21 protein-coding genes are annotated in these 24,820 nt (G+C 68.2%); 5 read left to right on the plus strand and 16 right to left on the minus strand.

Translation table 11 applies throughout. The annotated features are described in order from the left end of the window. Window positions 1-57: 57 nt before the first annotated feature. Window positions 58-1,116 carry a Rieske 2Fe-2S domain-containing protein gene (locus ACTWJ5_RS28850; RefSeq protein WP_444437024.1) on the plus strand — a complete coding sequence of 353 codons (1,059 nt, stop codon included), beginning with the start codon at window positions 58-60 and terminating at the stop codon, window positions 1,114-1,116. Window positions 1,117-1,167: 51 nt separating this feature from the next. Further along, on the plus strand, window positions 1,168-2,112 hold the full coding sequence (locus ACTWJ5_RS28855) for a PDR/VanB family oxidoreductase (RefSeq protein ID WP_444437025.1): 945 nt from the start codon (window positions 1,168-1,170) through the stop codon (window positions 2,110-2,112). A gap of 206 nt (window positions 2,113-2,318) precedes the next feature. Here ACTWJ5_RS28855 and ACTWJ5_RS28860 read toward each other — a convergent pair whose 3' ends face one another. The 10 genes from ACTWJ5_RS28860 to amaB all read right to left on the minus strand — a co-directional run bounded on the left by ACTWJ5_RS28860 (window position 2,319) and on the right by amaB (window position 13,984). Further along, complete coding sequence (locus tag ACTWJ5_RS28860; protein WP_074985099.1) at window positions 2,319-3,047, minus strand: GntR family transcriptional regulator; 729 nt, start codon at window positions 3,045-3,047, stop codon at window positions 2,319-2,321. 361 nt (window positions 3,048-3,408) lie between these two features. Then, window positions 3,409-4,170: an SDR family oxidoreductase gene (locus ACTWJ5_RS28865; RefSeq protein WP_009613404.1), complete on the minus strand. Its 762-nt coding sequence runs from the start codon at window positions 4,168-4,170 to the stop codon at window positions 3,409-3,411. Between the two features lie 357 nt (window positions 4,171-4,527). Further along, window positions 4,528-5,460, minus strand: coding sequence for an ornithine cyclodeaminase family protein (locus tag ACTWJ5_RS28870; RefSeq protein ID WP_444437026.1), 933 nt, complete (start codon window positions 5,458-5,460; stop codon window positions 4,528-4,530). A 121-nt stretch (window positions 5,461-5,581) separates the two neighbouring features. After that, entirely contained in the window at window positions 5,582-6,298 is a 717-nt protein-coding gene (locus ACTWJ5_RS28875) for an ABC transporter ATP-binding protein (protein WP_058071166.1), read from the minus strand. Then, on the minus strand, window positions 6,295-7,167 hold the full coding sequence (locus ACTWJ5_RS28880; protein ID WP_074985104.1) for an ATP-binding cassette domain-containing protein: 873 nt from the start codon (window positions 7,165-7,167) through the stop codon (window positions 6,295-6,297). The genes ACTWJ5_RS28875 and ACTWJ5_RS28880 overlap by 4 nt, the downstream gene beginning before the upstream one ends. Further along, the gene (livM, locus tag ACTWJ5_RS28885) at window positions 7,164-8,453 is read right to left on the minus strand and encodes a high-affinity branched-chain amino acid ABC transporter permease LivM (protein WP_444437027.1); all 1,290 of its coding nucleotides are present in this window, start codon (window positions 8,451-8,453) and stop codon (window positions 7,164-7,166) included. Before livM ends, ACTWJ5_RS28880 begins: the two co-directional genes overlap by 4 nt. A gap of 2 nt (window positions 8,454-8,455) precedes the next feature. Continuing rightward, window positions 8,456-9,370 (minus strand): ABC transporter permease subunit, encoded by a 915-nt coding sequence (locus ACTWJ5_RS28890; RefSeq protein ID WP_074985108.1) that lies wholly within the window; start codon window positions 9,368-9,370, stop codon window positions 8,456-8,458. A gap of 143 nt (window positions 9,371-9,513) precedes the next feature. Continuing rightward, complete coding sequence (locus tag ACTWJ5_RS28895; RefSeq protein ID WP_074985110.1) at window positions 9,514-10,650, minus strand: branched-chain amino acid ABC transporter substrate-binding protein; 1,137 nt, start codon at window positions 10,648-10,650, stop codon at window positions 9,514-9,516. A 387-nt stretch (window positions 10,651-11,037) separates the two neighbouring features. Next, window positions 11,038-12,321: an L-pipecolate oxidase gene (gene amaA, locus ACTWJ5_RS28900; RefSeq protein ID WP_444437028.1), complete on the minus strand. Its 1,284-nt coding sequence runs from the start codon at window positions 12,319-12,321 to the stop codon at window positions 11,038-11,040. Between the two features lie 172 nt (window positions 12,322-12,493). Beyond that, the gene (gene amaB / locus ACTWJ5_RS28905; RefSeq protein WP_444437029.1) at window positions 12,494-13,984 is read right to left on the minus strand and encodes an L-piperidine-6-carboxylate dehydrogenase; all 1,491 of its coding nucleotides are present in this window, start codon (window positions 13,982-13,984) and stop codon (window positions 12,494-12,496) included. Between the two features lie 170 nt (window positions 13,985-14,154). Between amaB and ACTWJ5_RS28910 the strand changes: the two genes are divergently transcribed. Then, on the plus strand, window positions 14,155-15,051 hold the full coding sequence (locus ACTWJ5_RS28910) for a LysR family transcriptional regulator (RefSeq protein WP_074985116.1): 897 nt from the start codon (window positions 14,155-14,157) through the stop codon (window positions 15,049-15,051). A gap of 100 nt (window positions 15,052-15,151) precedes the next feature. Continuing rightward, entirely contained in the window at window positions 15,152-15,979 is an 828-nt protein-coding gene (gene nadE, locus ACTWJ5_RS28915; RefSeq protein WP_074985118.1) for an ammonia-dependent NAD(+) synthetase, read from the plus strand. Window positions 15,980-17,278: 1,299 nt separating this feature from the next. Here nadE and trhA read toward each other — a convergent pair. Further along, on the minus strand, window positions 17,279-17,911 hold the full coding sequence (trhA, locus tag ACTWJ5_RS28920) for a PAQR family membrane homeostasis protein TrhA (RefSeq protein WP_116424244.1): 633 nt from the start codon (window positions 17,909-17,911) through the stop codon (window positions 17,279-17,281). 102 nt (window positions 17,912-18,013) lie between these two features. Then, the gene (gene azu / locus ACTWJ5_RS28925) at window positions 18,014-18,460 is read right to left on the minus strand and encodes an azurin (RefSeq protein WP_009613416.1); all 447 of its coding nucleotides are present in this window, start codon (window positions 18,458-18,460) and stop codon (window positions 18,014-18,016) included. A 374-nt stretch (window positions 18,461-18,834) separates the two neighbouring features. Here azu and ACTWJ5_RS28930 point away from each other — a divergent pair, with 374 nt between their 5' ends. Further along, window positions 18,835-19,422 (plus strand): LOG family protein, encoded by a 588-nt coding sequence (locus ACTWJ5_RS28930; protein WP_116424243.1) that lies wholly within the window; start codon window positions 18,835-18,837, stop codon window positions 19,420-19,422. Here ACTWJ5_RS28930 and ACTWJ5_RS28935 read toward each other — a convergent pair. From ACTWJ5_RS28935 to ACTWJ5_RS28950, 4 genes are read right to left on the minus strand one after another with little or no spacing between them, the layout of a single operon-like run. Continuing rightward, the gene (locus tag ACTWJ5_RS28935; RefSeq protein ID WP_116424242.1) at window positions 19,419-19,814 is read right to left on the minus strand and encodes a type IV pilin protein; all 396 of its coding nucleotides are present in this window, start codon (window positions 19,812-19,814) and stop codon (window positions 19,419-19,421) included. The two genes, ACTWJ5_RS28930 and ACTWJ5_RS28935, sit on opposite strands and share 4 nt — an antisense overlap. Then, a complete protein-coding gene (locus ACTWJ5_RS28940; RefSeq protein ID WP_116424241.1) occupies window positions 19,811-23,479 on the minus strand; it encodes a pilus assembly protein in 3,669 nt (1,222 codons plus the stop codon). The genes ACTWJ5_RS28935 and ACTWJ5_RS28940 overlap by 4 nt, the downstream gene beginning before the upstream one ends. 9 nt (window positions 23,480-23,488) lie before the next feature. After that, window positions 23,489-24,064: a pilus assembly PilX family protein gene (locus tag ACTWJ5_RS28945; RefSeq protein ID WP_116424240.1), complete on the minus strand. Its 576-nt coding sequence runs from the start codon at window positions 24,062-24,064 to the stop codon at window positions 23,489-23,491. Beyond that, window positions 24,061-24,819 carry a PilW family protein gene (locus tag ACTWJ5_RS28950; protein ID WP_181926001.1) on the minus strand — a complete coding sequence of 253 codons (759 nt, stop codon included), beginning with the start codon at window positions 24,817-24,819 and terminating at the stop codon, window positions 24,061-24,063. Before ACTWJ5_RS28950 ends, ACTWJ5_RS28945 begins: the two co-directional genes overlap by 4 nt. Window position 24,820: the final 1 nt, after the last annotated feature.

The raw sequence follows: 24,820 nt of genomic DNA on the forward strand, positions 1-24,820 counted from the left end.
CTTCCGCTCGAAGCCAACCATTGGATCCAATAAAAACCACAAGATGAGGATCGCCCCATGTTCCCGAAGAACGCCTGGTACGTCGCCTGCACCCCCGACGAGATCGCCGAGAAGCCCCTGGGCCGGCAGGTCTGTGGCGAAAAGATGGTCTTCTACCGCGGCCCCGAAGGCCGCGTGGCGGCGCTGGAGGACTTCTGCCCGCACCGCGGCGCGCCGCTGTCGCTGGGCTTCGTCGAGGACGGCAAGCTGATCTGCGGCTACCACGGCCTGGCCATGGGCTGCGAAGGCCACACCGAGTCCATGCCCGGCCAGCGCGTGCGCGGCTTCCCGGCGATCCGCAAGTTCGCCGTGGAAGAGCGCTACGGCTTCATCTGGGTGTGGCCGGGCGACGCCGCGCAGGCCGACCCGGCGCTGATCCACCACCTGGAATGGGCCGACAACCCGGACTGGGCCTACGGCGGCGGCCTGTACCACATCCAGTGCGACTACCGGCTGATGATCGACAACCTCATGGACCTGACCCACGAGACCTACGTGCACGCCAACAGCATCGGCCAGAAGGAGATCGACGAAGCCGCGCCGAAGACCCGCACGGAGGGCGACGAGGTGATCACCGAGCGGCATATGGAAAGCGTCATGGCTCCGCCCTTCTGGCGCCTGGCCCTGCGCGGCAACGGCCTGGCCGACGACGTGCCGGTGGACCGCTGGCAGATCTGCCGCTTCACCCCGCCCAGCCACGTGCTGATCGAGGTTGGCGTGGCCCACGCCGGCCACGGCGGCTACCACGCCCCGGCGCAGCACAAGGCGGCGAGCATCGTGGTCGACTTCATCACCCCGGAGAGCGAGACCTCGATCTGGTACTTCTGGGGCATGGCGCGCAACTTCCAGCCGCAGGACGCGGCGCTCACCGCGACCATCCGCGAGGGCCAGGGGAAGATCTTCGGCGAGGACCTGGAGATGCTCGAACAGCAGCAGCAGAACCTGCTGCGCCATCCGCAACGGCAACTGCTGAAGCTGAACATCGACGCCGGCGGCGTGCAGTCGCGGCGCATCCTCGAACGCCTCTGCGCGGCCGAGCAACAGCAACCCGCCGCCGCGCTCATCGCCAGCGCCTGAGCCCCTTTCCAGAGCCGGCCCGCGAGGCCGGCCAAGCGTGAGACCGCCACCGTGCTAGACGTCGTCATCACCCGCGTGCAGCGGGAAACCCCGGACATCCTCAGCCTCGAACTGGCCCGCCCCGACGCCGGCCCCCTGCCCGCCTTCAGCGCCGGCGCGCACATCGACCTGCACTTGCCGGGCGGGCTGGTGCGCCAGTACTCGCTGTGCAACGCGCCGGAGGAAACCCACCGCTACCGCATCGCCGTGCTGCGCTGCGCCGACTCGCGCGGCGGCTCCCGCGCGGTGCACGAACTGCAGGCCGGCCAGCCGTTGCGCATAGGCGAACCGCGCAACCTCTTCCCCCTCGCCGAAGGCCCGGGGCGGCGCCTGCTGCTGGCCGGCGGCATCGGCATCACCCCGCTGCTGAGCATGGCCGAGCAACTTTCGCGCAGCGGCGCCGACTTCGAGCTGCACTACTGCGCCCGCTCGGCGCAGCAGGCGGCTTTCGTCGAGTACCTGGCGCAATCCGCCTTCGCCACCCGTGTGCATTGCCACTTCGATAACGGCGAGCCGGCGCGGCGCCTGGACGTGGCGACGTTGCTGGCGGCGCAGGCGGGCGATGCGCAGCTGTACACCTGCGGCCCGGCGGGCTTCATGGAGCATGTGCTGGACAGTGCGCGAGCCCTGGGCTGGGACGAGTCGCGCCTGCACCGTGAGTACTTCGGCGCTGAGCCGGACGTGGGCGGCGAAGCCTTCGAAGTGCAGTTGGCGAGCAGCGGGCAGGTAGTGCGCGTGGAGGATGGGCAGAGTGTGGTGGAAGCGCTGCGGTGCGTCGGTGTGGAGGTGCAGGTGGCGTGCGAGCAGGGTATCTGCGGTACCTGTCTGACGCGGGTGTTGGAAGGGGTGCCGGAGCATCGCGACCAGTACCTGACCGAGGATGAGCAGGCTGCCAATGACCAGTTCACGCCTTGTTGCTCGCGGTCGCGGAGTGCGCGGTTGGTGTTGGATCTGTAGGGATGGGATTGCTTGGGGAGTTTCCCGTGTAGGAGCGGGCCCTGCCCGCGAATCGCGCGCAGGGCGCGCTCCTACACCCTCCGGCAAACACACCGCCCCGTAGGATGGGTTGAGCGAAGCGATACCCATCACCGCGACCGCATGGGTTTCGCAGGCTCAACCCATCCTACGCAGAGCGCCTCGGCGCGGCCGGCAGAACCATGCCCCTACGACCGGTCTTTTTCCGCAGCAGTGGGCTTCTTCAGCACCGCCACACCCTCGCGCGGCGGGTGGAAGTATTCGGCGTAGCGCAGGGTAGCGTTGGCATGCTCGCGCATGATCGCCTCGGCGCGGGCGCCCTGGCCGTTGACCAGGGCGTCGTAGGCGGCGTGGTGCTGCATGTGGGCGAAGTTGAAGCGCTGGTATTCGCGGGGCAGGTTGTCGCGGTCCACCGCCAGCGAGCTGACCGAGGCGAACGGCAGGTGGTCGTTGCGCGCCAGGGCCTCGGCAATGGCGCGGTTGCCGCTGGCCTCGATGATCGCCTGGTGGAAGCGCATGTTGAGGCTGTGGTAGGCCTCCAGGTCCTCGGGCAGCACGTGGCCCTTTTCGAAAATGCGGTCGCCTTCGTCCAGGCATTGCTGAAGCTGCGCCCGCGTCTGCTCGGAGATTCCGCGCTCGGCCGCCTGGCGCGCCGCCAGTCCTTCCAGCACGCCGCGTACCTCCACGGCGCCGGCGATGTCGTCCTCGGTGACCTCGCGCACCGTGTAGCCACGGTTGCCGGCCTTGACCAGCAGCCCTTCCTGCTCCAGCACACGCAACGCCATGCGCACCGGCATGCGCGAAACCTGCAGGCGCTCGGCGGTGGGAATCTCGACGATGCGCTCGCCGGCGGCCAGTTCGCCGGAGGCGATCATCTTGCGCAGTTCAGCCAGCACGCGTTGGCCTGGTTTGCTCATCGAGGGGGCTCTTGTGGCGGGGAGGAGTTGGCGGATGATAACGCGGTGTGGTGCTTTTCGTAGGAGCGAGCTTGCTCGCGAATGGAGCTCCCCGGCAGCTGCGCAGTTGGCCCCAACCTCAGTCCCCTCTCCCCAGCCCTCGGCTGCGCGCCCCGCCCTGAAGGGAGAGGGGGCTTGTCCGTGCCGAGAAAGGATTTGGTGTCAGCCGGGTAATCGGTACAAGCCGGCTGACGCCGAAACATCAGCGCGCTCCGAACGGTCCCCTCTCCCTTCAGGGAGAGGGAGCGGAGTCAAACCAACGCAGAGGAATCGCCGGGAAACTCCGTTCGCGAGCAAGCTCGCTCCTACAAGAGCCTGCTCCTCACCCCTTGCGATGCACCGAGAACCCCGCCCAGGCCTGGCTCACCGGCATGATCTCCAGGCTGTTGATGTTGATGTGCGGCGGCTGGTTGACGATCCAGTGGATGGTCTCGGCGATGTCTTCGGGCTGCAGCGCCTCGGTGCCGGCATAGGTCTTGTCGTAGCGGGCCTGGTCGCCACCGAAGCGCACCAGGGAGAACTCGCTTTCGCACAGGCCCGGTTCCAGGTTGCTGACGCGCACGCCGGTGCCCTGCAGGTCGCAGCGCAGGCTCAGGGAGAACTGTTCGACGAAGGCCTTGGTGGCGCCGTAGACGTGGCTGCCGGGGTACGGCCACTGGCCGGCCACCGAGCCGAGGTTGAGGATGCTGGCGCCGCGGCCGTGGGCGATCAGCCGGGGCAGCAGCAGGCGGGTGCAGTACATCAGGCCCTTGATGTTGGTGTCGACCATGGTGTCCCAGTCGTCCAGGTCGCACTCCTGCGCCGGGTCCGCGCCCAGGGCCAGGCCAGCGTTGTTGATCAGCGCGCGCAGTTTGTCGAAGCCGGCCGGCAGGTTGTCCACGGCGCGGGCCACGGCGGCGCGGTCGCGCACGTCGAGGGTGAGCGGCAGGACTTCGGCCTGGGCGGACAGTTCCTTGGCCAGGGCCTGCAGGCGGTCTTCGCGGCGGCCGGTGATCACCAGCGACCAGCCGTCGCGGGCGAAACGGCGGGCGCAGGCTTCGCCGAAGCCGGAGGTGGCGCCGGTGATGAACAGGGTGGGAGTCATGGGCCAATTCCTCTGCTGGCGGTTTTTCTGTCGGACTTCGCAGGATAGCAGCCCTGCCCCGCCAGCCAGCGCTACAGCGGCCGTCCACAATGGCCGAACAGTTCGGCAGGCGCCCAGGGACGCGGGGCGGAGAGGTTTTCCCCCAGGTTTTCCACAGGCTGTTCCACAGCCGGCAGCGGTTTTCCCGAATGCCTGGCGAGCGCCTGCCACGGGCGCAGAAGCCCAGATGTTTCGCGGCTTGCGCCATGCCCCTGGTCAGTATTCAGGCAGTGCTGCGCAACCCACGGCACGCCTGGGCCGGGAGCAGCTTTCCCAAGCTTATCCACAGCTTGCCCAACAGATTCCGTGGACAACCCGCTAGCCGCCCTGCTCCACCAGCAGGCGCGCGGCGATCAGGTCTTCCAGGGCGTAGCCGACCGACTTGAACAGGGTGATTTCCTGGTCGTCGCGGCGCAGCCCCCGGCCCTGCAGCAGGTCGCCGAGCTGGGTGTGGATGGCCGATTCGGCGATGGCGCCTTCGGCCAGGGGGATCAGCAGGTCGCCGGCTTCCTCCAGAGCGCCTTCGCGGGTGTCGACGACGATGCGCGCGCGGCGCACGGCTTCGCTGTCGGTCTCGCGCATGCTCGGCAGGAAGGCGCCGACCAGGTCGAGGTGGGTGCCGGGGCTCAGCCACTCGCCGCGCACCAGCGGCTCGCGGGAGGTGGTCACGCAGCTGATGGTGTCGGCCGCGGCAACGCCTGCGGCGAGGTCTTCGCAGGCGCGCACCGGGTAGCCTTCGCCGGCCAGGCGCTCGACCAGCGCGGCGACCTTGGACGGGTGCCGGCCCCAGATGGCGACGTCGGTGTAGTCACGCACCGCGCAATGGGCGCGCACCATGTGCGGCGCCAGGGTACCGCTGCCGACGATGAGCAGGCGCTCGGCGTCACGCCGGGCCAGGTGGTCCGCCGCCAGGGCCGAGGTGCAGGCGGTGCGCCGGGCGGTGAGTTCGGAGGCTTCGAGCAGCGCCAGCGGGCGGCCGTCGACGCCGTCGAACAGGCAGAACAGCGCCGCCACCGCCGGCAGGCCGCGCGCGCCGTTGCCGGGGAATACGGTGACCAGCTTGACGCCGATGTCCTGCCCCGGGCGCCACACCGGCATGGTCAGCAGCGTGGCGTCGCCGGGCAGCGCATGGCAGCCGCGCACCGGCGCCTCGCAGGCGCCGGCCAGGCCCTGGCGCAGGGCTTCGATCAGTTGTGGATAAGCCAGGCGCTCGGCGACGTCGGCGTTGGTGAGGAAGCGAACGTTTTGCATGGGGCCCCCGGTGAAGGCTGGTTCATTGGATCCCCGCGTTCGCGGGGAAGACGGAATCGAATACCGGAGCGGGACTCGACCCCGTCATTCCCGCGAACGCGGGAACCCAGCGACTACGACGCTAATGCCCACCCAGATAGGCGTCGCGCACCTCCTGGTTGCCCAGCAACTCCGCGCCCGTGCCGCTCATGCGGATCTCGCCGTTGACCATCACGTAGCCGCGGTCGGAGAGCCTGAGGGCGTGGTTGGCGTTCTGCTCGACGAGGAACAGCGTCATGCCGGTCTGCGCCAGTTCGCGCAGGGTCTGGAAGATCTGCTTGACCACGATGGGCGCCAGGCCCAGGGAGGGTTCGTCGAGCAGCAGCAGCTTGGGCCGGCTCATCAGCGCGCGGGCGATGGCGAGCATCTGCTGCTCGCCGCCGGACATGGTCATGGCGCGCTGGTTGCGCCGCTCCTTCAGCCGCGGGAAGAGGTCGAACATGCGCTGCATGTCTTCCTGGGCGTGGTCCATGCCGATGGGGATGGTGCCCATCAGCAGGTTCTCCTCCACGCTCATGTCGGGGAACACCCGGCGCCCTTCCGGCGACTGCGCGATGCCGTTGGAGGCCACGTAGTGCGCCGAGCGCCGGGCGATGTCCTGGCCACGGTAGAGAATCTGCCCGGCGGCCGCGCGCGGCTGGCCGAAGATGGACATCAGCAGGGTGGACTTGCCGGCGCCGTTGGCGCCGATCAGCGCCACCGTCTCGCCTTCGCCAACGGTCAGGGAAACCTTCTTCAGCGCCTGGATCGGCCCGTAGAACACATCCACATCACGGAATTCCAGAATCGGCGCCGTCATGCGACCTCCTCTTCGTCTGCGCCCAGGTAGGCGGCGATCACCTTGTCGTTGCTGCGGATCTCCGCCGGCAGGCCGCGGGCGATCACGTCGCCGTGGTCGAGCACGATGATGTGGTCGGAGATGTTCATCACCATGCCCATGTCGTGCTCGATGAGCAGCACGGTGATGCCGTGGTGGTCGCGCAGGAAGCGGATGATCCGGCTCAGCGCCTGGGTCTCGGCCGGGTTGAGGCCGGCGGCCGGTTCGTCCAGGCAGATGATCTCCGGGCGCGTGCACATGGCCCGGGCGATCTCCAGGCGGCGCTGCTGGCCGTAGGACATCTCGCCGGCCAGGCGGTTGGCGCAGTCCACCAGGTCGACCACTTCCAGCCAGTAGAAGGCGTGGTCCAGCGCATCGCTTTCCGCGCGGCGGTAGCCGGGGGTGTTGAGGATGCCGGCGACCAGGTTGCGGTTGGCGTACATGTGCTGCGCCACCAGCAGGTTCTCCACCACCGACATTTCGCGGAACAGGCGGATGTTCTGGAAGGTGCGCGCGAGCCCCGCGCGGTTCACCAGGTGGGTGCCGCCGAACATCTTGTAGTACACGCGGCTGCCGAACTGCGCCGGGTTGATGAAATCGCCGCCCTGGAACGGCTGGCCGAGGATCTTGATGACGTCGGTGGTGCCGCCCTGGGTGTTGAGCAGGATCTTCCCGCCGGTGGCCTTGTAGAAACCGGTCAGGCAGTTGAACACCGTGGTCTTGCCGGCGCCGTTGGGGCCGATCAGCGCGGTGATGGAGCCGCGCTCCACGTCCAGGTTGACGTCGTTGAGCGCCTTGATGCCGCCGAAGTGCATCATCAGGTGCTCGACGCTGAGAATCTTGTCGCTCATGGCGCCACCCCCTTGCGTGCGGCGAAGCCCCGGCGGTTGATGCGGATCAGCCCGCGCGGGCGCCAGATCATCATCAGCACCATGAGCATGCCGAACAGCAGCACGCGGTAGTCGGCGAAGCTGCGCAGCAGCTCCGGCGTCACCGTCAGGACGAAGGCGGCGATCACCACCCCGAGGGTCGAACCCATGCCGCCGAGCACGACGATGGCGAGGATCAGCGCCGACTCGAAGAAGGTGAACGACGACGGGTTGACGAAGCCCTGGTAGCTGGCGAAGAACACCCCGGCCAGGCCCGCGGTGGAGGCCCCGAGCATGAAGGCCGAGAGCTTGACCAGCACGTGGTTCAGGCCCAGCGAGCGGCAGGCGATCTCGTCCTCGCGCAGCGCTTCCCAGGCGCGGCCCACCGGCATGCGCGTGAGCCGGTGCTTGACGTACAGCACCAGCAGCACCACCAGGAACAGCACGGCGTAGATGAAGATGAACTTGAGGTTCTGGTTGTAATCGATGCCGAGGAACTCGTGGATGGGCGTGCCGCCCTCCTTGGCGCGGCGGCCGAACTCCAGGCCGAAGAAGGTCGGCGCCGGCACCTGCATGCCGTTCGGGCCGCCGGTGAAGGACAGCCAGTTGTTGAGGATCAGGCGGATGATCTCGCCGAAGCCCAGGGTCACGATGGCCAGGTAGTCGCCGTGCATGCGCAACACCGGGAAGCCCAGTAGCGCCCCGGCCATGGCCGCGGTGATGGCGGCCAGCGGCAGCACCGTCCAGAAGCCCAGGCCCAGGTACTGGTAGCCCAGCGCCAGGCCGTAGGCGCCGATGGCGTAGAAGGCCACGTAGCCCAGGTCGAGCAGCCCGGCCAGGCCGACCACTATGTTCAGGCCCAGGCCCAGCAGCACGTAGATCAGCCCGAGGATGACCACGGTGAGCAGGTACTTGTTGGCGAAGAACGGCAGCGCCACGGCGGCCACCACCAGCAGCGGGATGATCCAGCGCAGGCGCGTCTTGTAGCCCGGCGGCAGCACCTGGATGCCGGAGTCGGAGCCCTCGAAGCGGTCGAGGACGCGGCTGCCGACGGTGGTCTGCAGGAACAGGCTGAGCACCAGGCGCCCGGCCATGACCGCGCCGACCATCCAGGCCAGGCGCACCGGTTGCAGGTTGAAGCTGTAGCCGTCGAGCACTATGCCGACGATGGGGCCGAACACGATGAGGGCGACCAGGCCGGCCAGGACGGTGTCCACCAGGCTCTGCTTGAGGTCGATGCGCGGGGCGGAAGCGGTTGCGCTAGCCATGCTCACACCTTCGATACCTGGGGACGGCCCAGGAGTCCTTGCGGTCGGAAGATGAGAATGGTCACCAGCAGCCCGAAGGCGAACACGTCCTTGTAGTCGGTGTTGACCATGCCGGAGAACTGCGCCTCGGCAACGCCGAGGATGAGGCCGCCGAGCATGGCCCCGGGCAGCGAGCCGATGCCGCCGAGCACCGCGGCGGTGAACGCCTTGATGCCGATGATGAAGCCGGCGTAGAAGTCGAAGGTGCCGTAGTTCATGGTGATCAGCACGCCGGCCAGCGCGGCCATGGCGGCGCCGATGACGAACACGTAGGAGATCACCCGGTCGGTGTTGATGCCCAGGATCGAGGCCATCTTGCGATCCTGCTGGGTGGCGCGGCACATGCGCCCGAGCTTGGTGTACTGGATCACGTAGGTGAGTACGGCCATGCCGGCGAAGGAGGCCAGCAGGATGAACAGCTTGGTGTAGGTCAGTTGCACCCAGCCGTCGCCGATGTGGAGCTTGAAGGCGCCCTCGAGCAGCGTCGGCACGCCCTGCTGGCGCGGGCCCTGGGACAGCTGCACGTAGTTCTGCAGGATCAGCGACATGCCGATGGCGCTGATCAGCGGCGCCAGGCGCGTGGAGTTGCGCAGCGGCTTGTAGGCGATGCGCTCGATCACCCAGCCGTACACGCCGGTGACCAGGATGGTGAAGATCAGCGTGCCGAGGATCAGCAGCGGGAAGGAATGCAGGCCGAAGAAGGCCAGCAGCGCCAGGCCGATGGCGGAAAGGTAGGCCGAGACCATGTAAACCTCGCCGTGGGCGAAGTTGATCATGCCGATGATGCCGTAGACCATCGTGTAACCGATGGCGATCAGGCCGTAGACCGACCCGAGGGTCAGCCCGTTGATCATTTGCTGGAGAAAGATGCCGTCCACGATTGGATACTCACGCAAGCGGGGCAGGAAAAGGCTGACGCGGCGCGCCTGATGCGGCTCGTGACCGCCAGCGGGCGACGTCGACCTGCGGGGATGCCGGCGCCGCTCGTGGCGGCGCCGGCAGTCGGCGCTTCAGGCCGGGATCACTTCTTGAAAGCGTCCAGCTGGTGGTACTTGCCCTTGTCGTCCCACTCGTAGACCACGTAGTCGGAGACTTTCAGGTCGCCCTTCTGGTCCCACTCCTTCTTGCCCATCACGGTCTGCACCGGGTGCGACTTCAGCCACTTGGCAGCGGCCGCCGGGTCGGTCTTGCCGGCGCCGTTGAAGCCGGCCGCCAGGGCCTGCACCGAGGCGTAGGCGTAGAGGGTGTAGCCCTCGGGCTCGAAGCCGCCGGCGCGGAACTTCTCGACCACCGCCTTGCCGTCGGGGATCAACCGCGGGTCGGCGCCGAAGGTCATCAGCACGCCCTTGACGTATTGCGGGCCGCCGGCGGTGGTGACCAGTTCGTCGGTGACGATGCCGTCGTCGGACATGAACTTGGCGGTCAGGCCCTGTTCGCGCATCTGCCGCACCAGCGGGCCGGCCTCGGGGTGCAGGCCGCCGAAGTAGACGACCTCGGCGCCGGAGGCGCGGATCTTGGTGACCAGGGCGTTGAAGTCCTTCTCGCCGCGGGTCAGGCCCTCGTACAGCACTTCCTTCACGCCGCGCTTGTTCAGCTGCGCGCGGGTGGCGTCGGCCAGGCCCTGGCCGTAGGTGTCCTTGTCGTGGATGACCGCGACCTTCTTGGCCTTGAGCACGTCGACGATGTAGTCGCCGGCGACGATGCCCTGCTGGTCGTCGCGGCCGCACATGCGGAACATGCCGGAGAGGCCGCGCTCGGTGACCGCCGGGTTGGTCGAGCCGGGGGTGATGGCGATGATGCCGGCCTCGTCGTACACCTCGGAGGCGGGGATGGTGGAGGAGGAGCAGAAGTGGCCGACCACCGCCACCGCCTTGTCTTCGTCGACCAGGCGGTTGGCCACGGCCACGGCCTGCTTCGGTTCGCAGGCGTCGTCCGCCTTCACCAGCTTGATCTTCTCGCCGTTGACGCCGCCGGCGGCGTTGATGTCCTCGGCGGCCTGGGTCGCTCCGCGCCAGTATTGCTCGCCGAAGGAGGCATTGGCCCCGGTGTGCGGGCCGGCGACGCCGATCACGACGTCGGCCTGGGCGAGAGAAGTCATGCCCATCGCGGCGGTTACCGCCAGGGCCAGAAAGCCTTTTCTGAAAATCTTCTGCGACATGGAGTTTTGCTCCTGAGGTTTTTGTGGTGACGCGCGAAACAACAGATGTTGGCGATTAGCCAACAGCAAGCCGCGTGCCATCCGTTTTTGTTATTCGAAAAGTCGGACAGCAGAACCGGCCAGGGCCGGCAGAAAACAGCTTTTGGCGTGTGCAACCCCCAAAAACAAAAGGTGCAACCCAAACATCCGATGGGCGCAACCGTCCATCCCGCGAGCTGGCACAACCAGCAGCCAACGGGCGCAACCCGAGCGGTAACCATCGCTGTCACCTAACTGCACATTCTCGGTGCGCGCCCATCGAGGTAACGCACCAAAAAGGCTAGACCAAAGTGCAGAAGGGGCCAGACGAGGCGGACGGGGCCGGGCGCCCCCGTCCCGGGCGCGCCACTAGATCACCACGCGCAGGCACTGCCCGGCGTGGTAGAGCGAGAAGCCCGCCTCGTACAGGCAGCTGCGCAGGCCCGCCGCGGAAACCTCCTCCAGCGGCCGCAGGGGCATGGGCAGGGCGCTGGCCTCGCCGCGCAGCAGGAAGTCGGCGAAGGCCTTGCCCACCACAGTGCCGGTGGTCACCCCGCGGCCGTTGTAGCCGCTCATGGCGAGCAGCCCCGGCGCCGGCTCGAACAGGCGCATCAGGTGGTCGGGGGTGAAGTCGATGCAGCCGGTCCAGGTGAATTCCCAGTCCACCTTGCCCAGCCGCGGGAAGTAGTGCTGCTGGATGCGGTCGGCCCAGCTGCGGATGAACCATTCCGGCTTGCCGGTGCCCTTGCCCAGGCTGCCGAGCAGCAGGCGGCCGTCGGCGTCGCGGCGGATGCTGCTGAGCACCTGGCGGGTGTCCCAGGAGCCCTGGCCGCCGGGCAGGATGCGCGCGGCCTCGGCGCCCTCCAGCGGGCGCGAGGCGACCTGGTAGTAGTAGCCGGGGAAGAAGGTGCGGCGCAGTTGCGTCCACTCGCCCTCGGTGTAGGCGCTGGAGGCGATCACCACCTTCTGCGCCAGCACGCTGCCCTCGCCGGTGATGACGCGCCAGGCAGCGCCCTCGCGCTCCAGCGCGGTCACCGCCGAGTTGTGGTACAGCCCGCCGCCCAGCTCGACCACGGCGCGGGCCAGGCCGCTGACGTAGGCCATGGGGTTGAGGGTGCCGGCGCGGCGGTCGAGCAGCGCGCCGGCGATCCGCTCGGTGCCGCAGGCCTCGGCGCAGGCCGCGCCGGTGAGCAGCTCGACCGGGGCGCCGCGGCGCTGCCATTGCTCGCAGCGGCTGCGCAGGTCGTCCAGGCCGCGCTGGTTGTGGGCCATGTGCAGGGTGCCTTCGCGGCGCGCCTGGCAGTCGATGGCGTACTTGTCGATCAGCGAGAAGACCAGCGAGGGCGCCGCGCCAAGCATGCGATTCAGGCGCGCGCCGACCTCCTGGCCCATGCCCGCCTCGATGTCGTCCGGCGGAATCCACAGGCCGGCATTGACCAGCCCGACGTTGCGCCCGGCGCCGCCATGGCCGGTTCGATGGGCCTCCAGCACACAGACGCTGCGCCCCGCCTCCAGCAGGTGCAGGGCCGCGGAGAGCCCGGTGAAGCCGGCGCCGACGACGCACACGTCGGCCTCGTGTTCCCCCAGCAGCGACGGCGCCTGCGGCCGCTCGGGGGTCAGGTGTTCCCACAGACACTCTTGGCGAAGCGACATCCAGCGATCCTTCTACGCGAACCTTGTGAATGACTCTGTACTGCGGCCGACAGCCCGGCGTAGCCCCCCCCTTGTAGGAGCGAGCTTGCTCGCGAACCGATTCCGCTGCGGGGCCTGGTTCGCGAGCAAGCTCGCTCCTACGAAGAGCGGGAGCGCTCCCGGGCTGTAGCCCTCAATCGAACACTATGCCCTGGGCCAACGGCAACTCCCGCGACCAGTTCACGGTGTTGGTCTGCCGGCGCATGTAGGCCTTCCAGGCGTCGGAGCCGGATTCGCGGCCGCCGCCGGTTTCCTTCTCGCCACCGAAGGCGCCGCCGATTTCCGCGCCGCTGGGGCCGATGTTGACGTTGGCGATGCCGCAGTCGCTGCCGATCGCCGACATGAAGGCTTCCGCCTCGCGCAGGTCGGTGGTGAACACGCAGGACGACAGGCCCTGGGGCACGGCGTTGTTCAGCGCCACCGCCTCGTCGAAGTCCTTGTAGGGGACCACGTAGAGGATCGGGGCGAAGGTCTCGCTGCGCACCACGTCGCTCTGCTCGGGCATCTCGACGATGGCCGGGGAAACGTAGAAGGCGTCGGGGAACTGCTGTTGCAGCTGGCGCTCGCCGCCGAACACCACGCCGCCCTCGCCGCGCGCCTGCTCCAGCGCGCCCTGCATGGCCAGGAAGCTGCGCTCGTCGATCAGCGGGCCGACCAGGTTGCCCTGCAGCGGGTGGCCGATGCGCACCTTCGAATACGCGGCCTTCAGGCGGGTGACGATCTCGTCCTTCACCGACTCGTGGGCGATCAGCCGGCGCAGCGTGGTGCAGCGCTGCCCGGCGGTGCCCACGGCGCTGAACAGGATGGCGCGCACGGCCATGTCCAGGTCGGCGCTGGGGGCCAGGATCATGGCGTTGTTGCCGCCCAGCTCGAGGATGCTGCGGCCGAAGCGCGCGGCGACGCGCGGGCCCACTTCGCGGCCCATGCGGGTGCTGCCGGTGGCGCTGACCAGGGCCACGCGCGGGTCGTCCACCAGGGCCTCGCCGGCGGCGCGGTCGCCGATCACCACCTGGCTGAGGCAGGCCGGGGCGTCGCCGAACTGCGCCAGGGCCTTGTCGAACAGGGCCTGGCAGGCCAGCGCGGTGAGCGGCGTCTTCTCCGACGGCTTCCACACCACCGGGTTGCCGCACACCAGGGCCAGCGCGGTGTTCCACGACCACACGGCGACCGGGAAGTTGAAGGCGCTGATGACGCCGACCACGCCCAGCGGCTGCCAGGTCTCGCGCATGTGGTGGCCGGGGCGCTCGGAGGCGATGGTCAGGCCGTAGAGCTGGCGCGACAGGCCGACGGCGAAGTCGCAGATGTCGATCATCTCCTGCACTTCGCCCTGGCCTTCCTGGGTGATCTTGCCGGCTTCCCAGGACACCAGCTCGCCCAGCTCGGCCTTGTGCGCGCGCAGCTGCTCGCCGAACAGCCGCACCAGCTCGCCGCGGCGCGGCGCCGGCACCGCGCGCCAGGCGGCGAAGGCCTGGGCCGCGCGGCCGATCTTCTGCTCCACTTCGGCGGCGCTTTCCAGGCGCACGGCGCCCAGGCGGCTGCCGTCGATGGGGCTGTGGATGACATGGTCGCCGTTGGAGTAGAGGGAGGAATCGACTCCCAGTTTCTCGAGCAGTGCGGAAATCATCGCGTCTCCTGAGCCAGTCGGTTAAGCCATTGGAATGCAAGCAGTAATAACCGGCTTGCAGGCGGCCAACAAACAACGTTTCCTATGCACATCATTCCGTAAATTCATGCCAGGGGCGGCTGCGCGTCGGCGGAGCCGCCCCTGGGGCCTTCACAGAGCCGATCACGACGATGCTCAACAAACGCCACCTGCCCTCCATGACCGCCCTGCAGTGCTTCGAGGCCGTGGCCCGGCACCTGAGCTTCACCCGCGCCTCGGAGGAGCTGGCGCTGACCCAGAGCGCGGTGAGCAAGCAGGTGGCGCAGCTGGAGGAAATGCTCCAGCACCTGCTGTTCCGCCGCGTGCGCCGGCGCCTGCAGCTGACCCCGGCGGGCGAGCTGTACCTGCAGGAGGTGCGCAAGATCCTCAGCCAGGTGGAGCTGTCCACCCGCTACCTGCTGTCCTACGGCGGCGAGACCGAGGTGCTGCGCGTGTCCACCCCGCCCACTTTCGGTGCGCGCTGGCTGATCCCGCTGCTCAACGGCTGGCGCCACCGCCACCCGAACATCCACCTGGACCTGCGCCAGGAACTGGAGCCCGACGACCTGCTGCACTCGCGCTGCGACGTGGCCTTCTTCTTCGGCCCCGGCACCCTGCCCGGCGCCGAGTGCCTGCACCTGTTCGGCGAGGAAATGCTGCCGGTGTGCTCGCCGGCGATCCTCCCGGCGCAGCCGCTGGACGACCCGCTGCAGCTGGACGAACTGGTGCTGCTGCAGAACGCCACCCGCCCGGAGGCCTGGCACGAGTGGTTCGCCAGCCTCGACCGGCGCAGCGAGCACAGCTTCCACGGGCCGCGCTTCGACACCTTCTACATGTGCATCCGCGCCGCCCAGGCCGGCTGCGGCGTGGCCCTGCTGCCGCGCTTCCTGGTGGAGGAGGAACTGGCCGAAGGCAAGCTGGTGGTCGCCTGGCCGCACAGCCTGCAGAGCCGCAGCGCCTACTACCTGGCCTACCCCGAGCAGGCCGCGGCGGTGCCCAAGGTGCGCGCCTTCGTCGAGTGGATCGGCGAGCACCTGCAACAGCCCTGAAGCGCCCGCGACCATCCGGGCATCGCCCGGCACGCCGTGTGCTGGTATTTTTTCCGCATCCGACGGGCCGCGCCCGTCCACAACCGGACAGAGGAGCCCCATGAAAACCATCCAAGACACCATCGCCAAGGACCTCAACGCGCAGCCGCCCTTCCAGTCGGAGGCCGACGTGCAGGCGGAAATCCAGCGCCGCATCCGCTTCATCCAGGACTGCCTGCGCGAGTCGGGCACCAGGACCCTGGTGCTGGGCATCAGCGGCGGTGTCGACTCCCTCACCGCCGGCATGCTCTGCCAGCGCGCCGTGGAAGGCCTGCGCGAGGAGACCGGCAACCCGGACTACCGCTTCATCGCCGTGCGCCTGCCCTACAACGTGCAAGGCGACGAGTCCGACGCTCAGGCGGCGGTGGACTGCATCGACCCGGACGAGCGCCACACGGTGAACATCGGCCCGGCGGTCCAGGCCCTGGCCGAGCAGACCCGCGCCCTCGACGGCCTGCCCGCCGCCACCGTGGACTTCGCCCTGGGCAATACCAAGGCGCGCATGCGCATGGTCGCCCAGTACACCATCGCCAACGCCCGCCAGGGCCTGGTGGTGGGCACCGACCACGCCGCCGAGGCGGTAATGGGCTTCTTCACCAAGTTCGGCGACGGCGCCTGCGACATCGCCCCGCTGACCGGCCTGGTGAAGCACCAGGTGCGCACCATCGCCCGCACCCTGGGCGCCCCGGAATTCCTCGTGGAAAAAGTGCCCACCGCCGACCTCGAAGACCTCGCCCCGGGCAAGCCGGACGAACACGCCCACGGCGTGACCTACCAGGAGATCGACGCCTTCCTGCACGGCCAGCCGGTCAGCCCGGAAGCCTTCGAGATCATCAAGCGCACCTACGAGAAGACCCACCACAAGCGGCAGTTGCCGAAGGCGCCGTAAGCGGGCCCTGCGCCATTCCCCTGTAGGAGCGAGCTTGCTCGCGAACGGCGTATCCCGGACGCCGTTGGTGTCCGGATGAACTCCGCCCCCTCTCCCCAGCCCTCTCCCTGAAGGGAGAGGGGGCCGTTCGGAGCGTTCGGCGAGCTCAGCGTCATCCTGATACGCCTAGCTACCCCCGTAGGAGCGGACCTTGTCCGCGATTAACCGACCCCACCGGCGCGATTCGCGGATGAGATCCGCTCCTACGCTGCCCCACCCACTCCATTTCATGTAGGAGCGCGCCCTGCGCGCGATTCGCGGGCAGGGCCCGCTCCTACAGGTTGCGCCGAGATGCTCTTCGTAGGAGCGAGCTTGCTCGCGAACGGCGTACCCCGGACGCCATTGGTGTCCGGATGAATTCCGCCCCCTCTCCCCAACCCTCTCCCTGAAGGGAGAGGGGGCCGTTCGGAGCGTTCGGCGCGCTCAGCGTCATCCTGATACGCCTAGCTACCCTCGTAGGAGCGGACCTTGTCCGCGATTAACCCGCCCCACCGGCGCGATTCGCGGATGAGATCCGCTCCTACGCTGCCCCACCCGCGCCATTCCATGTAGGAGCGCGCCCTGCGCGCGATTCGCGGGCAGGGCCCGCTCCTACAGGTTGCGCCGAGATGCTCTTCGTAGGAGCGAGCTTGCTCGCGAACGGCATATCCCGGACGCCATTGGTGTCTGGATAAACTCCGCCCCCTCTCCCCAACCCTCTCCCTGAAGGGAGAGGGGGCCGTTCGGAGCATTTGGCGAGCTCAGCGTCATCCTGATACGCCTAGCTACCCTCGTAGGAGCGGACCTTGTCCGCGATTAACCGGCCCCACCGGCGCGGTTCGCGGATGAGATCCGCTCCTACGCTGCCCCACCCACACCATTCCATGTAGGAGCGCGCCCTGCGCGCGAAATCGCGGGCAGGGCCCGCTCCTACAGGTTGCGCCGAGATGCTCTTCGTAGGAGCGAGCTTGCTCGCGAACGGCGTACCCCGGATGCCATTGGTGTCCGGATGAATTCCGCCCCCTCTCCCCAACCCTCCCCCTGAAGGGAGAGGGGGCCGTTCGGAGCATTTGGCGAGCTCAGCGTCATCCTGATACGCCTAGCTACCCTCGTAGGAGCGGACCTTGTCCGCGATTAACCCGCCCCACCGGCGCGATTCGCGGATGAGATCCGCTCCTACGCTGCCCCACCCGCGCCATTCCATGTAGGAGCGCGCCCTGCGCGCGATTTCGCGGGCAGGGCCCGCTCCTACAAGCTGCCGGGAGGGACTGTATTTCGCGCCTACGCCACCCGCGCCGGCAGCACGTACTGCCACACCGCCACGAAGTGCAGCAGGCTGCCGGCGATCACGAACAGGTGCCAGATGCCGTGCCAGTGGCGGAAGCGCTCGTCGTAGGCGAAGAACAGGATGCCGATGGTGTAGCTGGCCCCGCCGGCCACCAGCCAGGCCACGCCGCCCGGGCCGAGGGCGTGGTACAGCGGCCCCAGGGCGATCAGCACGATCCAGCCCATCACCGCGTAGATGACGATGGACAGCACCCGCGCCTCGGAGCGCGGCTTGAGTTCCTGCAGCATGCCCAGCACCGCCAGGCCCCAGACGATGCCGAACAGCGTCCAGCCCCAGGCGCCCTTGAGGCTCACCAGGCAGAAGGGCGTGTAGCTGCCGGCGATCAACAGGTAGATCGACAGGTGGTCGAGCTTGCGCAGGATCGCCTTGGCCCGCCCGCGCACGCTGTGGTAGGTGGTGGAGACGCTGTAGAGCAGCAGCAGGCTGCCGCTGTAGACCGAGACGCCGACTATCTTCAGCGCATCGCCGAGCAGGCTGCTGGCAACCACCAGCCAAGTGCCGCCCACCAGCGCCGCCACGGCGCCGAGCAGGTGGGTCCAGGCATTGAATCGTTCACCGTGGTACACGTTTTCCCCCTGACGCGCCCCAGGCATGGCGGGCCGCGTACCCGGATAAGTTAAAACGAAAAAGCCCGGCTGCAAGCCGGGCTTTCGTACGAGGCGACGAACTCACTTCAGTGCAAGGGTGCCCTTCATCATTGCCGAGTGGCCCGGGAAGCTGCAGAAGAACATGTATTGCTCGCCTTCCTTGAGCTTGGAGACGTCGAAGCTCACCGAGTCCTTCTCGCCGGAGCCGATGATCTTGGTGTGGGCGATCACGCGGGTGTCGCCGTCCTTCAGGTAGTTCTTGTCCAGGCCGGCGGCCATGCCGTCGGCGACCACGCCCTGCATGTCGGCGGCGGTGGTCAGTACCCAGTTGTGGCCCATGACGTTCTTCGGCAGGGCGCCGGGGTGGGACAGGTTCACGGTGAAGGTCTTGCAGCTCTTGTCCACGCTGATGGCGTTGGTGTTGAACTGCATCTGGTCGTTGCCTTGAATGTCCACCGAGCATTCGGCAGCCAGCAGCGGGGCGCTGAACAGACCGAGCAGGGTGACAGCAGCGAGTTTGTGGAACATACGAGCCTCCTGGGCAGGTTGGGCGGAGAATCCGGAACGGCAGACTGCCCGATAGTCGGGTGGCGCCTGCTGATCCAGGTCAATTCGGTGCGGGCGGCGCCATAGTCTTGCCAGCATGCAGTTCTATCAGGCTGATACGAACTTTCAACGAGGCAAATTAGCGCGCCCCGTCCAGCATAGACCGTCACGGATGCCTGACGGAGAGCGTCGCCATGCACGACAAATCGGATACAAACATGTATACAATTTTTCAGCAAGTCCTCGCGTGCTATGCCCAGGGCGCTTGCGGCGGCTAGGTCGGCCATGGCGGCTTGGAGCGCGGACACGCAGCAGTTACTCTGACGACCGTTTTGACGGTCACGGAGTTCCAGGCAATGACCTTGCGTTCCATCTGCGTATTCTGCGGCGCCAGCCCCGGTGCCAGCCCCATTTACCGCGAAGCGGCCGAGAGCCTCGGCCGGCATATCGCCGAACGCGGTCTGCGCCTGGTCTACGGCGGTGGTGCCGTGGGCCTGATGGGCATGGTGGCCGATGCCGCCCTGGCCGCCGGCGGCGAGGTGGTGGGGATCATCCCGCAGAGCCTGAAGGAGGCGGAAATCGGCCACAAGGGCCTGAGCCGCCTGGAGGTGGTCGACGGCATGCATGCGCGCAAGGCGCGCATGGCCGAGCTGAGTGACGCCTTCATCGCCCTGCCCGGCGGCCTGGGCACCCTGGAGGAACTCTTCGAGGTCTGGACCTGGGGCCAGCTGGGCTACCACGCCAAGCCCCTGGGCCTGCTGGAAGTGAACGGCTTCTACGACCCGCTGCTGACCTTCCTCGATCACCTGGTGCAGGAACGCTTCGTGCGCGCGGAACATCGCCAGATGCTGCAGCGCGGCGCCACCCCGGCCGAACTGATCGATGCCCTGCAGGCCTGGAAGCCCCTGGCCGCGCCCAAGTGGGTCGACCGCGCGCCGACCTAGCGCCAGCACTCGCTGGTGGCCGGGCTGCGCTGGCCCAGGGCATCGAGCGTCAGGGTGCCGCAGCGCGGATCGTTGCGCTGTGGCGCGACGCTCAGCAAATAGCCACCATTGCCGCTCCCGCCGGCCGCCACCGTCAGGGCGTAGCGCCCATTGCGCGAGCGCGCCTGCAGCCCGAGAGAGGCGATGTCGGCATTCGCCACCACATAGCGGCGGTTCTGCGCGAAGAAGCGTTCCTGGCGCGCCGCCGCCTCCATCAACAGGGCCTGGCCTTCGGCGCGGTCGGAGCGCCGCGCGTATTCCACGTAGCTGGGATAGGCGACGCTGGCGAGGATGCCGACGACGACCACGGCGATCATCAGCTCCAGCAGGCTGAACCCCCGCTGCCTGCTCATTCGGATGCCTCCATCTGGCGCCAGCTCTGCCGGCCCGGACGGATACCATCGTAGAAGCGCACCGCCCCTTCACTGCCGTGGGCGACCCCCAGGCCGCTGGACAGGTCGAAGCCGAGAGACGCCCCGCCCAGGCCGCCGGGGAGCAGCACGCCGGCGACCTTGTCGTTGCCGACACGGTCCTGCGCATCGACCACGCCGTCGTTGTTGTAGTCCAGCGCGTCCGTCAGCGGCGCCCCGCCGGTCAGAGGGTTGAGCGCCAGCAGCCAGGTGCTGACGCCATCCTGGCAGGGATCGGCGTTCGGCGTCAGCGTGGCGAACAACGCCAGCCGGCCGCTGCTGGCCGGGTCGGCGACGACCTGTTCGCCGGTCTGCGGCAGGTCCAGCAGCCAGCCATGCTTGCCGTTGCCGCCCGAGCCAGGCTTCTGCGCAGCGGGCGCCCAGGCCAGCGGGTTGCTGCTGAGGCTTCGGTAGCTGTCGGCGGTCTGGGTGAACTTCTGGGCCTGCAGCCTGTTGCGCGTCACCGTCGAGTCGTTGCCGCCCTGCTCTCCCGACATCAGCCTGTCCCAGATGCCGTAGAGGCTCATCGCCCGGCTGGTGTCGGCCTCGGCGTCGTGGACCTCGAAGTACTTGCCGGTGCCCAGCAGCGCCAGCACGCCCTGGCCCGAGGGATGGCGGACCAGCCAGGGCGCCGCGGTGATGGGCTGGACATTGCTGGAGGCGTCGCGGGCGCGGAACAGCGGCCGGCCGGCCAGCCCGACCCGGTAGTCCGCGGCGCTGGCGGAGTCGGGGCCGCCATATCCGTCCTGGCTGGTGGCCTTGTAGAGGTCGAAGCGCCAGAGGTTGCCGAGCAGGTCGCCGGCGTAGGCATGGTCGACGATGCCGTCGCCGTCCATGTCCGCGGCGCGGGGGCTGGACAGGCCGTTGGCGGCATCGCCGCCCTGGCTCACGTTGAGTTCGCGCAACAGCGCGCCGGTGGCGATGTCGATCAGGTAGAGCACCGCCATGTCCTGCAGGCCGTCGTAGCCGTTGGCGGCCAGCACCGCCCACTGGCCGCTGTGCAGGCGGGTGATGACCGGGCGCGCCAGGGTATGGCCGAGGCGCGCGAACGGGCCGGCGCCGCCTTCGATCTCCCAGAGCAGTTTCGGCTGCTGCGGGTCGGTGACGTCCAGGGCGAAGAGCGCGCGGCCGCCGGCGCCGAGGCCGCCGACCAGCACGCTGCGCCAGGCACCGCCGAAGAACACGTCCTCGGCGACCAGGGGACCATCCACCAGGTAGCGATGCTCCGCAATGGTGTAGCGCGGATCGGTCAACCGGTACATGCCGGCCAGGGCGGGACGGGGCACGAAGGCGAAGACCTCTTCGCCGGTCTCGGCGTCGAAGGCGTGCAGCATGCCGTCGTTGGCGCCGACGTAGATCATGCTGCGCCGCGAGGCCTGCGCCGCCTTGAATTCACTGTAGGCGTTGTCCCTGCTGCTCAGGCCGTCATTGTCGGGGTCTTCCAGGCGGTCGCGCGGGAGCGCCGGGCGGGACGGCGCCGTCACCAGCAGCGGCGCCGAGTTGACGATGTCGCCGAGCAGCCCGCCGCGCCTGCGGAACTCGCCTCCTTCGAGGTCGCGCTTGCCGGCCAGGTACTGCACGCGCGCTTCGCCGCGGGCGTCCTGGTCGCCGGAGAGCGTCTGGTTGAAGACACGCCGCTGCCCGCTGTCGAGGTTGCTCCAGGCGAAGTCCACCAGGCTCTTGCCCTTGCCCATGAGTATCCGCCGCGGGCTCTTGCGCGCGTCGAGCAGCGCCTTGGCGCTCCACAGCTGCTGCCGGCCGGCGTTCGCCGGTTGCAGGTACTTGACCAGGTCGCCGCTCCAGTCCTCGCTGGAGAAGGAGGCGACGTAGACATGCGCCTGGTCCTTCACCTCGCCGGCCGCCACCGCTGGCCGCGCCGCCGAGGCGGTGCGGTTGGCGATGCGCGAGAGGATGCTGGCGAAGGCGTCGACCATCTGCTGCGGGTCCTCGGCGCTGAAGAACTCGCCGCGGGAGTTGATCGCCGCGTGCCAGAGGTCGTAGACGTTGTTCTTGTCACTGGACTTCGCCGGCGGCCAGGCGATGCTGCCGTTGGCCAGGCCCTGGTAGCCAGCCCCCTCGAAGGTGCCGCCCGCCCATTTCGGGCTAACCAGCGACTGCCCCAGGCCCAGGCTCATGGTGAAGGTCACCAGGTGCTGCCAGGTCGCCGGGTTGTTGCGCGGGTCCCAGTATTGCCTGGTGGCGTCCGCCTGGGCGAAGGGAACGTAGGGCTTCAGCTCGTTGGCAAGGTCCGTGCGCGCATCGGTGGCCCAGTAGTGGAAGGCCAGGTCGGCCAGGGTGTCCTTCGCCCCGTCCTTGAAGGGCGAGCGGGCCGCGTAGCGAGTGCCATCCGGCATCGTTCTGCCATTGGCATCAATGTTGCCGCCCACCGAACCTCCCCTGCCGTTCCACAGTCCATCGGTCATCATCAGGTGGTAGCTGGGGCGGCAGGTGAATTTAGGTTCCTGCTTGCCGCCGGGCTCGAAGTCGTAGGCTGGGCTGTCCTCGTCGGCGATGAATTTGCCGGCCCGGTCCAGCGCCTGGCGCAGGGGCGTACCGCCGCTGAACCTGACGCTCGACAGCCAGTAGAAGAAGTCCGCGCGGTGCTTCTTGGCGAATGGACGCAGCAGATTGCCGCCGCTGTAGCTGATGCCGTTGCACCCCCACTGCCCATTGAGCTGGCTGCAGCCGTTCAAATCCTGCCAGGTCAGCCGGATGGACTCGGGCAGGCTGCTGAAAGCCAGGTTGGCGGCGCTCTGGGTGGCCAGGGCGCGGTTGCGGTAGAAGGCGTACCAGATGGCGAAGTTCTCCCGCTCGTCCTCCCCGTTCGGGCCGGAGTTCGCGCCAACCTTGACCAGTTTGTAGCAGCTGTCGTTGTCGGTCGCGGACGCCGAGCAGCCGCTCAGACTCGCGTCGAACCTGTAGTAGTACGCCGGCACGCCGCTGCTGGTCAGATCCGCCCAGTAGTTGTTCGTGAGAAATTCATTGCTACAGGAGGGAACCACCCTGCCGTTGAGTCGCGCCTCGCACGAGAACTGTCCTGTTCGCTTGATCTCCAGATTCAAGCCGGTGGCGATCTCCTTTCTCCAGACTTGCCCGTTGGAGGAGATATAGGCCTTGTGCTTGAAGTCTCTTTCGGGATGCCTAGCTGTCTTGGAATCACTCGACGAGTCCGGGGAGTAACTCCAGGTCACCCGGTACTCGTTGGCCAGGTCGACCGTCTGGCGTCGTTCATCGAAACCGTTGCGCCTGACCCGGGTGAAATCGAAGCCGCCGCCCTGGCTGACAGGGTATTCGCCCACTGTCAGTTGGCCGTTGCTGAACCTGACCTGCTTCGGCACCCGGTAGGTCAGCCGGGGGTTGTAGTACATCGCGTTGTAGCTGGCCGACTTGGCCCGGCGGCTATCGGCGTCCCTCTCGATGTTATCGGGGACATAGGCATCCCACATGCTGCCGGAACTGTCCATAGTCAGGATCAGGTTCGGCGCCACCGTCTGGCTGAGGAACAGCGGCTGCTGGCTGATGTGCAGCTTATCGGCGCTCGCCGGTGCGATCAGCCAGGGCGCGGCCAGGCCGAGGAGGAGACGGGGGTAGTGGCGGCGAAGGCTCATCGGCTTTCCTCAGTTCACGTAGCGCCGGGCGAAGACCGATTGCAGGAGCACCGGCGTGCGCCCGTCATCGCTCCCGGCATAGACGTCGGCGTAGTAGTAGTCGGTGCGCAGCTGCGGCTCGTCGAGGTTGCCCAGGTTCAGGCCGTCGCCATCGCTGGCGAAGTAGGCGGCGTGCTGGCGCAGCGTCCGCTCGAAGCCGCCCTGGCCGTCGTAGTCGATGGCGTTCTGCGCCTTCTCCCACCACGCACCCGGATCGCTGCTCCAGCCCCATTGCCAGGCGCCCTGCGCGTTGACGCGCCGCACGCTGTCCACCTGCAGCACGCAGAGGCCCTGGCGCCCGGCGCAACTGGCGCCGCGCAGGTCGTCGCTGCCGGCGATATCCGCCAGGCGCCGCTCGACGTTGCGCAAGGCCGATTCGGCCGCATTGAAGGCGCGCACCTGCTCCGCGCGATTGCCGGCCAGGCGGAACTCCAGCTGGCTGGCGGAGATGCCGGACAGGGCCAGCAGGGTCATCAGCAGCAGCATGACCAGCGCCACGATGAGCACGGCGCCGCCCTGGGCCGTTGCGCTTGCACGGACAGTCATGGCTTCAGGCTCCTCTGGGCGATGGCGGCGAAGGCGATCTGCAACGGACGGGTGTCGCTGGCGGCGATGACGGGGGGTCGGCCACTCAGCGCCTGCCAGTCGCCGCGCACTCCGCTGGCGATGCCATCGCCCTGACCGCCCTTGCCGGCGAACAGCAGGTACAGGCCGAGCTGCTGCACTTGCTCGGCGCTATCGGAAAGCGGCTGGAAGCTGAAATCCACCAGCTCCTCGACCAGCACGCTGGCGGAGCCGGGGCCGCTTCCGCCTTCGACGAAGGCGGCGCAGGTCAGCGTTCCGGCGTTGCTGTCCAGCGCCAGGCGGGCGACCACGGTGAGCGGTTGCGTGGAGAAGGGCAGCGACGTTCCGCCGCAATCCGCCTCCTGCGCCTCCAGGCCACGCTGGTAGCGCACGCACAGGGCCGCGCTCTTGCCGCCCTGGGTCAGGGCCAGCGTCTGCCCGGCGGCGAAAGCCGGGCAGCCATGGACGGCTACCCGTGCCGGGAAGGCTTCCTCGGCTATTTGCGCCTGGGGTTTGGCCCGGTAGCCGGCGCGGGCCACCAGGCGCTCGATGGCGTGGGTGGCGAAACGGGCATTGCCCTGGTTGGCCAGTTGGCCGAACTGGAACTGGGCGTGGCGCTTCTGGTCGAGGAACAGCTGGGTGACGCCGATGATCAGCACGCTGCCGAGCAGCAGCGCCACCATCAGTTCGACCAGCGACAGGCCCCGCTGGCCATGGCGCAGATGAGAGCCCCTCATT

The sequence above is a fragment of the Pseudomonas sp. A6 genome (genome assembly GCF_052367875.1).
GTDB classification, from domain to species: domain Bacteria; phylum Pseudomonadota; class Gammaproteobacteria; order Pseudomonadales; family Pseudomonadaceae; genus Pseudomonas; species Pseudomonas citronellolis.

What these genes read in the sequence shown, in the direction of transcription:
- ACTWJ5_RS28850 (WP_444437024.1), top strand. Translation starts at nt 58, where the DNA reads ATGTTCCCGAAGAACGCCTGGTACGTCGCCTGCACCCCCGACGAGATC.
- ACTWJ5_RS28860 (WP_074985099.1), bottom strand. Translation starts at nt 3,047, where the DNA reads ATGAGCAAACCAGGCCAACGCGTGCTGGCTGAACTGCGCAAGATGATC.
- ACTWJ5_RS28865 (WP_009613404.1), bottom strand. Translation starts at nt 4,170, where the DNA reads ATGACTCCCACCCTGTTCATCACCGGCGCCACCTCCGGCTTCGGCGAA.
- ACTWJ5_RS28870 (WP_444437026.1), bottom strand. Translation starts at nt 5,460, where the DNA reads ATGCAAAACGTTCGCTTCCTCACCAACGCCGACGTCGCCGAGCGCCTG.
- ACTWJ5_RS28875 (WP_058071166.1), bottom strand. Translation starts at nt 6,298, where the DNA reads ATGACGGCGCCGATTCTGGAATTCCGTGATGTGGATGTGTTCTACGGG.
- ACTWJ5_RS28880 (WP_074985104.1), bottom strand. Translation starts at nt 7,167, where the DNA reads ATGAGCGACAAGATTCTCAGCGTCGAGCACCTGATGATGCACTTCGGC.
- livM (WP_444437027.1), bottom strand. Translation starts at nt 8,453, where the DNA reads ATGGCTAGCGCAACCGCTTCCGCCCCGCGCATCGACCTCAAGCAGAGC.
- ACTWJ5_RS28895 (WP_074985110.1), bottom strand. Translation starts at nt 10,650, where the DNA reads ATGTCGCAGAAGATTTTCAGAAAAGGCTTTCTGGCCCTGGCGGTAACC.
- amaA (WP_444437028.1), bottom strand. Translation starts at nt 12,321, where the DNA reads ATGTCGCTTCGCCAAGAGTGTCTGTGGGAACACCTGACCCCCGAGCGG.
- amaB (WP_444437029.1), bottom strand. Translation starts at nt 13,984, where the DNA reads ATGATTTCCGCACTGCTCGAGAAACTGGGAGTCGATTCCTCCCTCTAC.
- ACTWJ5_RS28910 (WP_074985116.1), top strand. Translation starts at nt 14,155, where the DNA reads ATGCTCAACAAACGCCACCTGCCCTCCATGACCGCCCTGCAGTGCTTC.
- nadE (WP_074985118.1), top strand. Translation starts at nt 15,152, where the DNA reads ATGAAAACCATCCAAGACACCATCGCCAAGGACCTCAACGCGCAGCCG.
- azu (WP_009613416.1), bottom strand. Translation starts at nt 18,460, where the DNA reads ATGTTCCACAAACTCGCTGCTGTCACCCTGCTCGGTCTGTTCAGCGCC.
- ACTWJ5_RS28930 (WP_116424243.1), top strand. Translation starts at nt 18,835, where the DNA reads ATGACCTTGCGTTCCATCTGCGTATTCTGCGGCGCCAGCCCCGGTGCC.
- ACTWJ5_RS28935 (WP_116424242.1), bottom strand. Translation starts at nt 19,814, where the DNA reads ATGAGCAGGCAGCGGGGGTTCAGCCTGCTGGAGCTGATGATCGCCGTG.
- ACTWJ5_RS28940 (WP_116424241.1), bottom strand. Translation starts at nt 23,479, where the DNA reads ATGAGCCTTCGCCGCCACTACCCCCGTCTCCTCCTCGGCCTGGCCGCG.
- ACTWJ5_RS28945 (WP_116424240.1), bottom strand. Translation starts at nt 24,064, where the DNA reads ATGACTGTCCGTGCAAGCGCAACGGCCCAGGGCGGCGCCGTGCTCATC.
- ACTWJ5_RS28950 (WP_181926001.1), bottom strand. Translation starts at nt 24,819, where the DNA reads ATGAGGGGCTCTCATCTGCGCCATGGCCAGCGGGGCCTGTCGCTGGTC.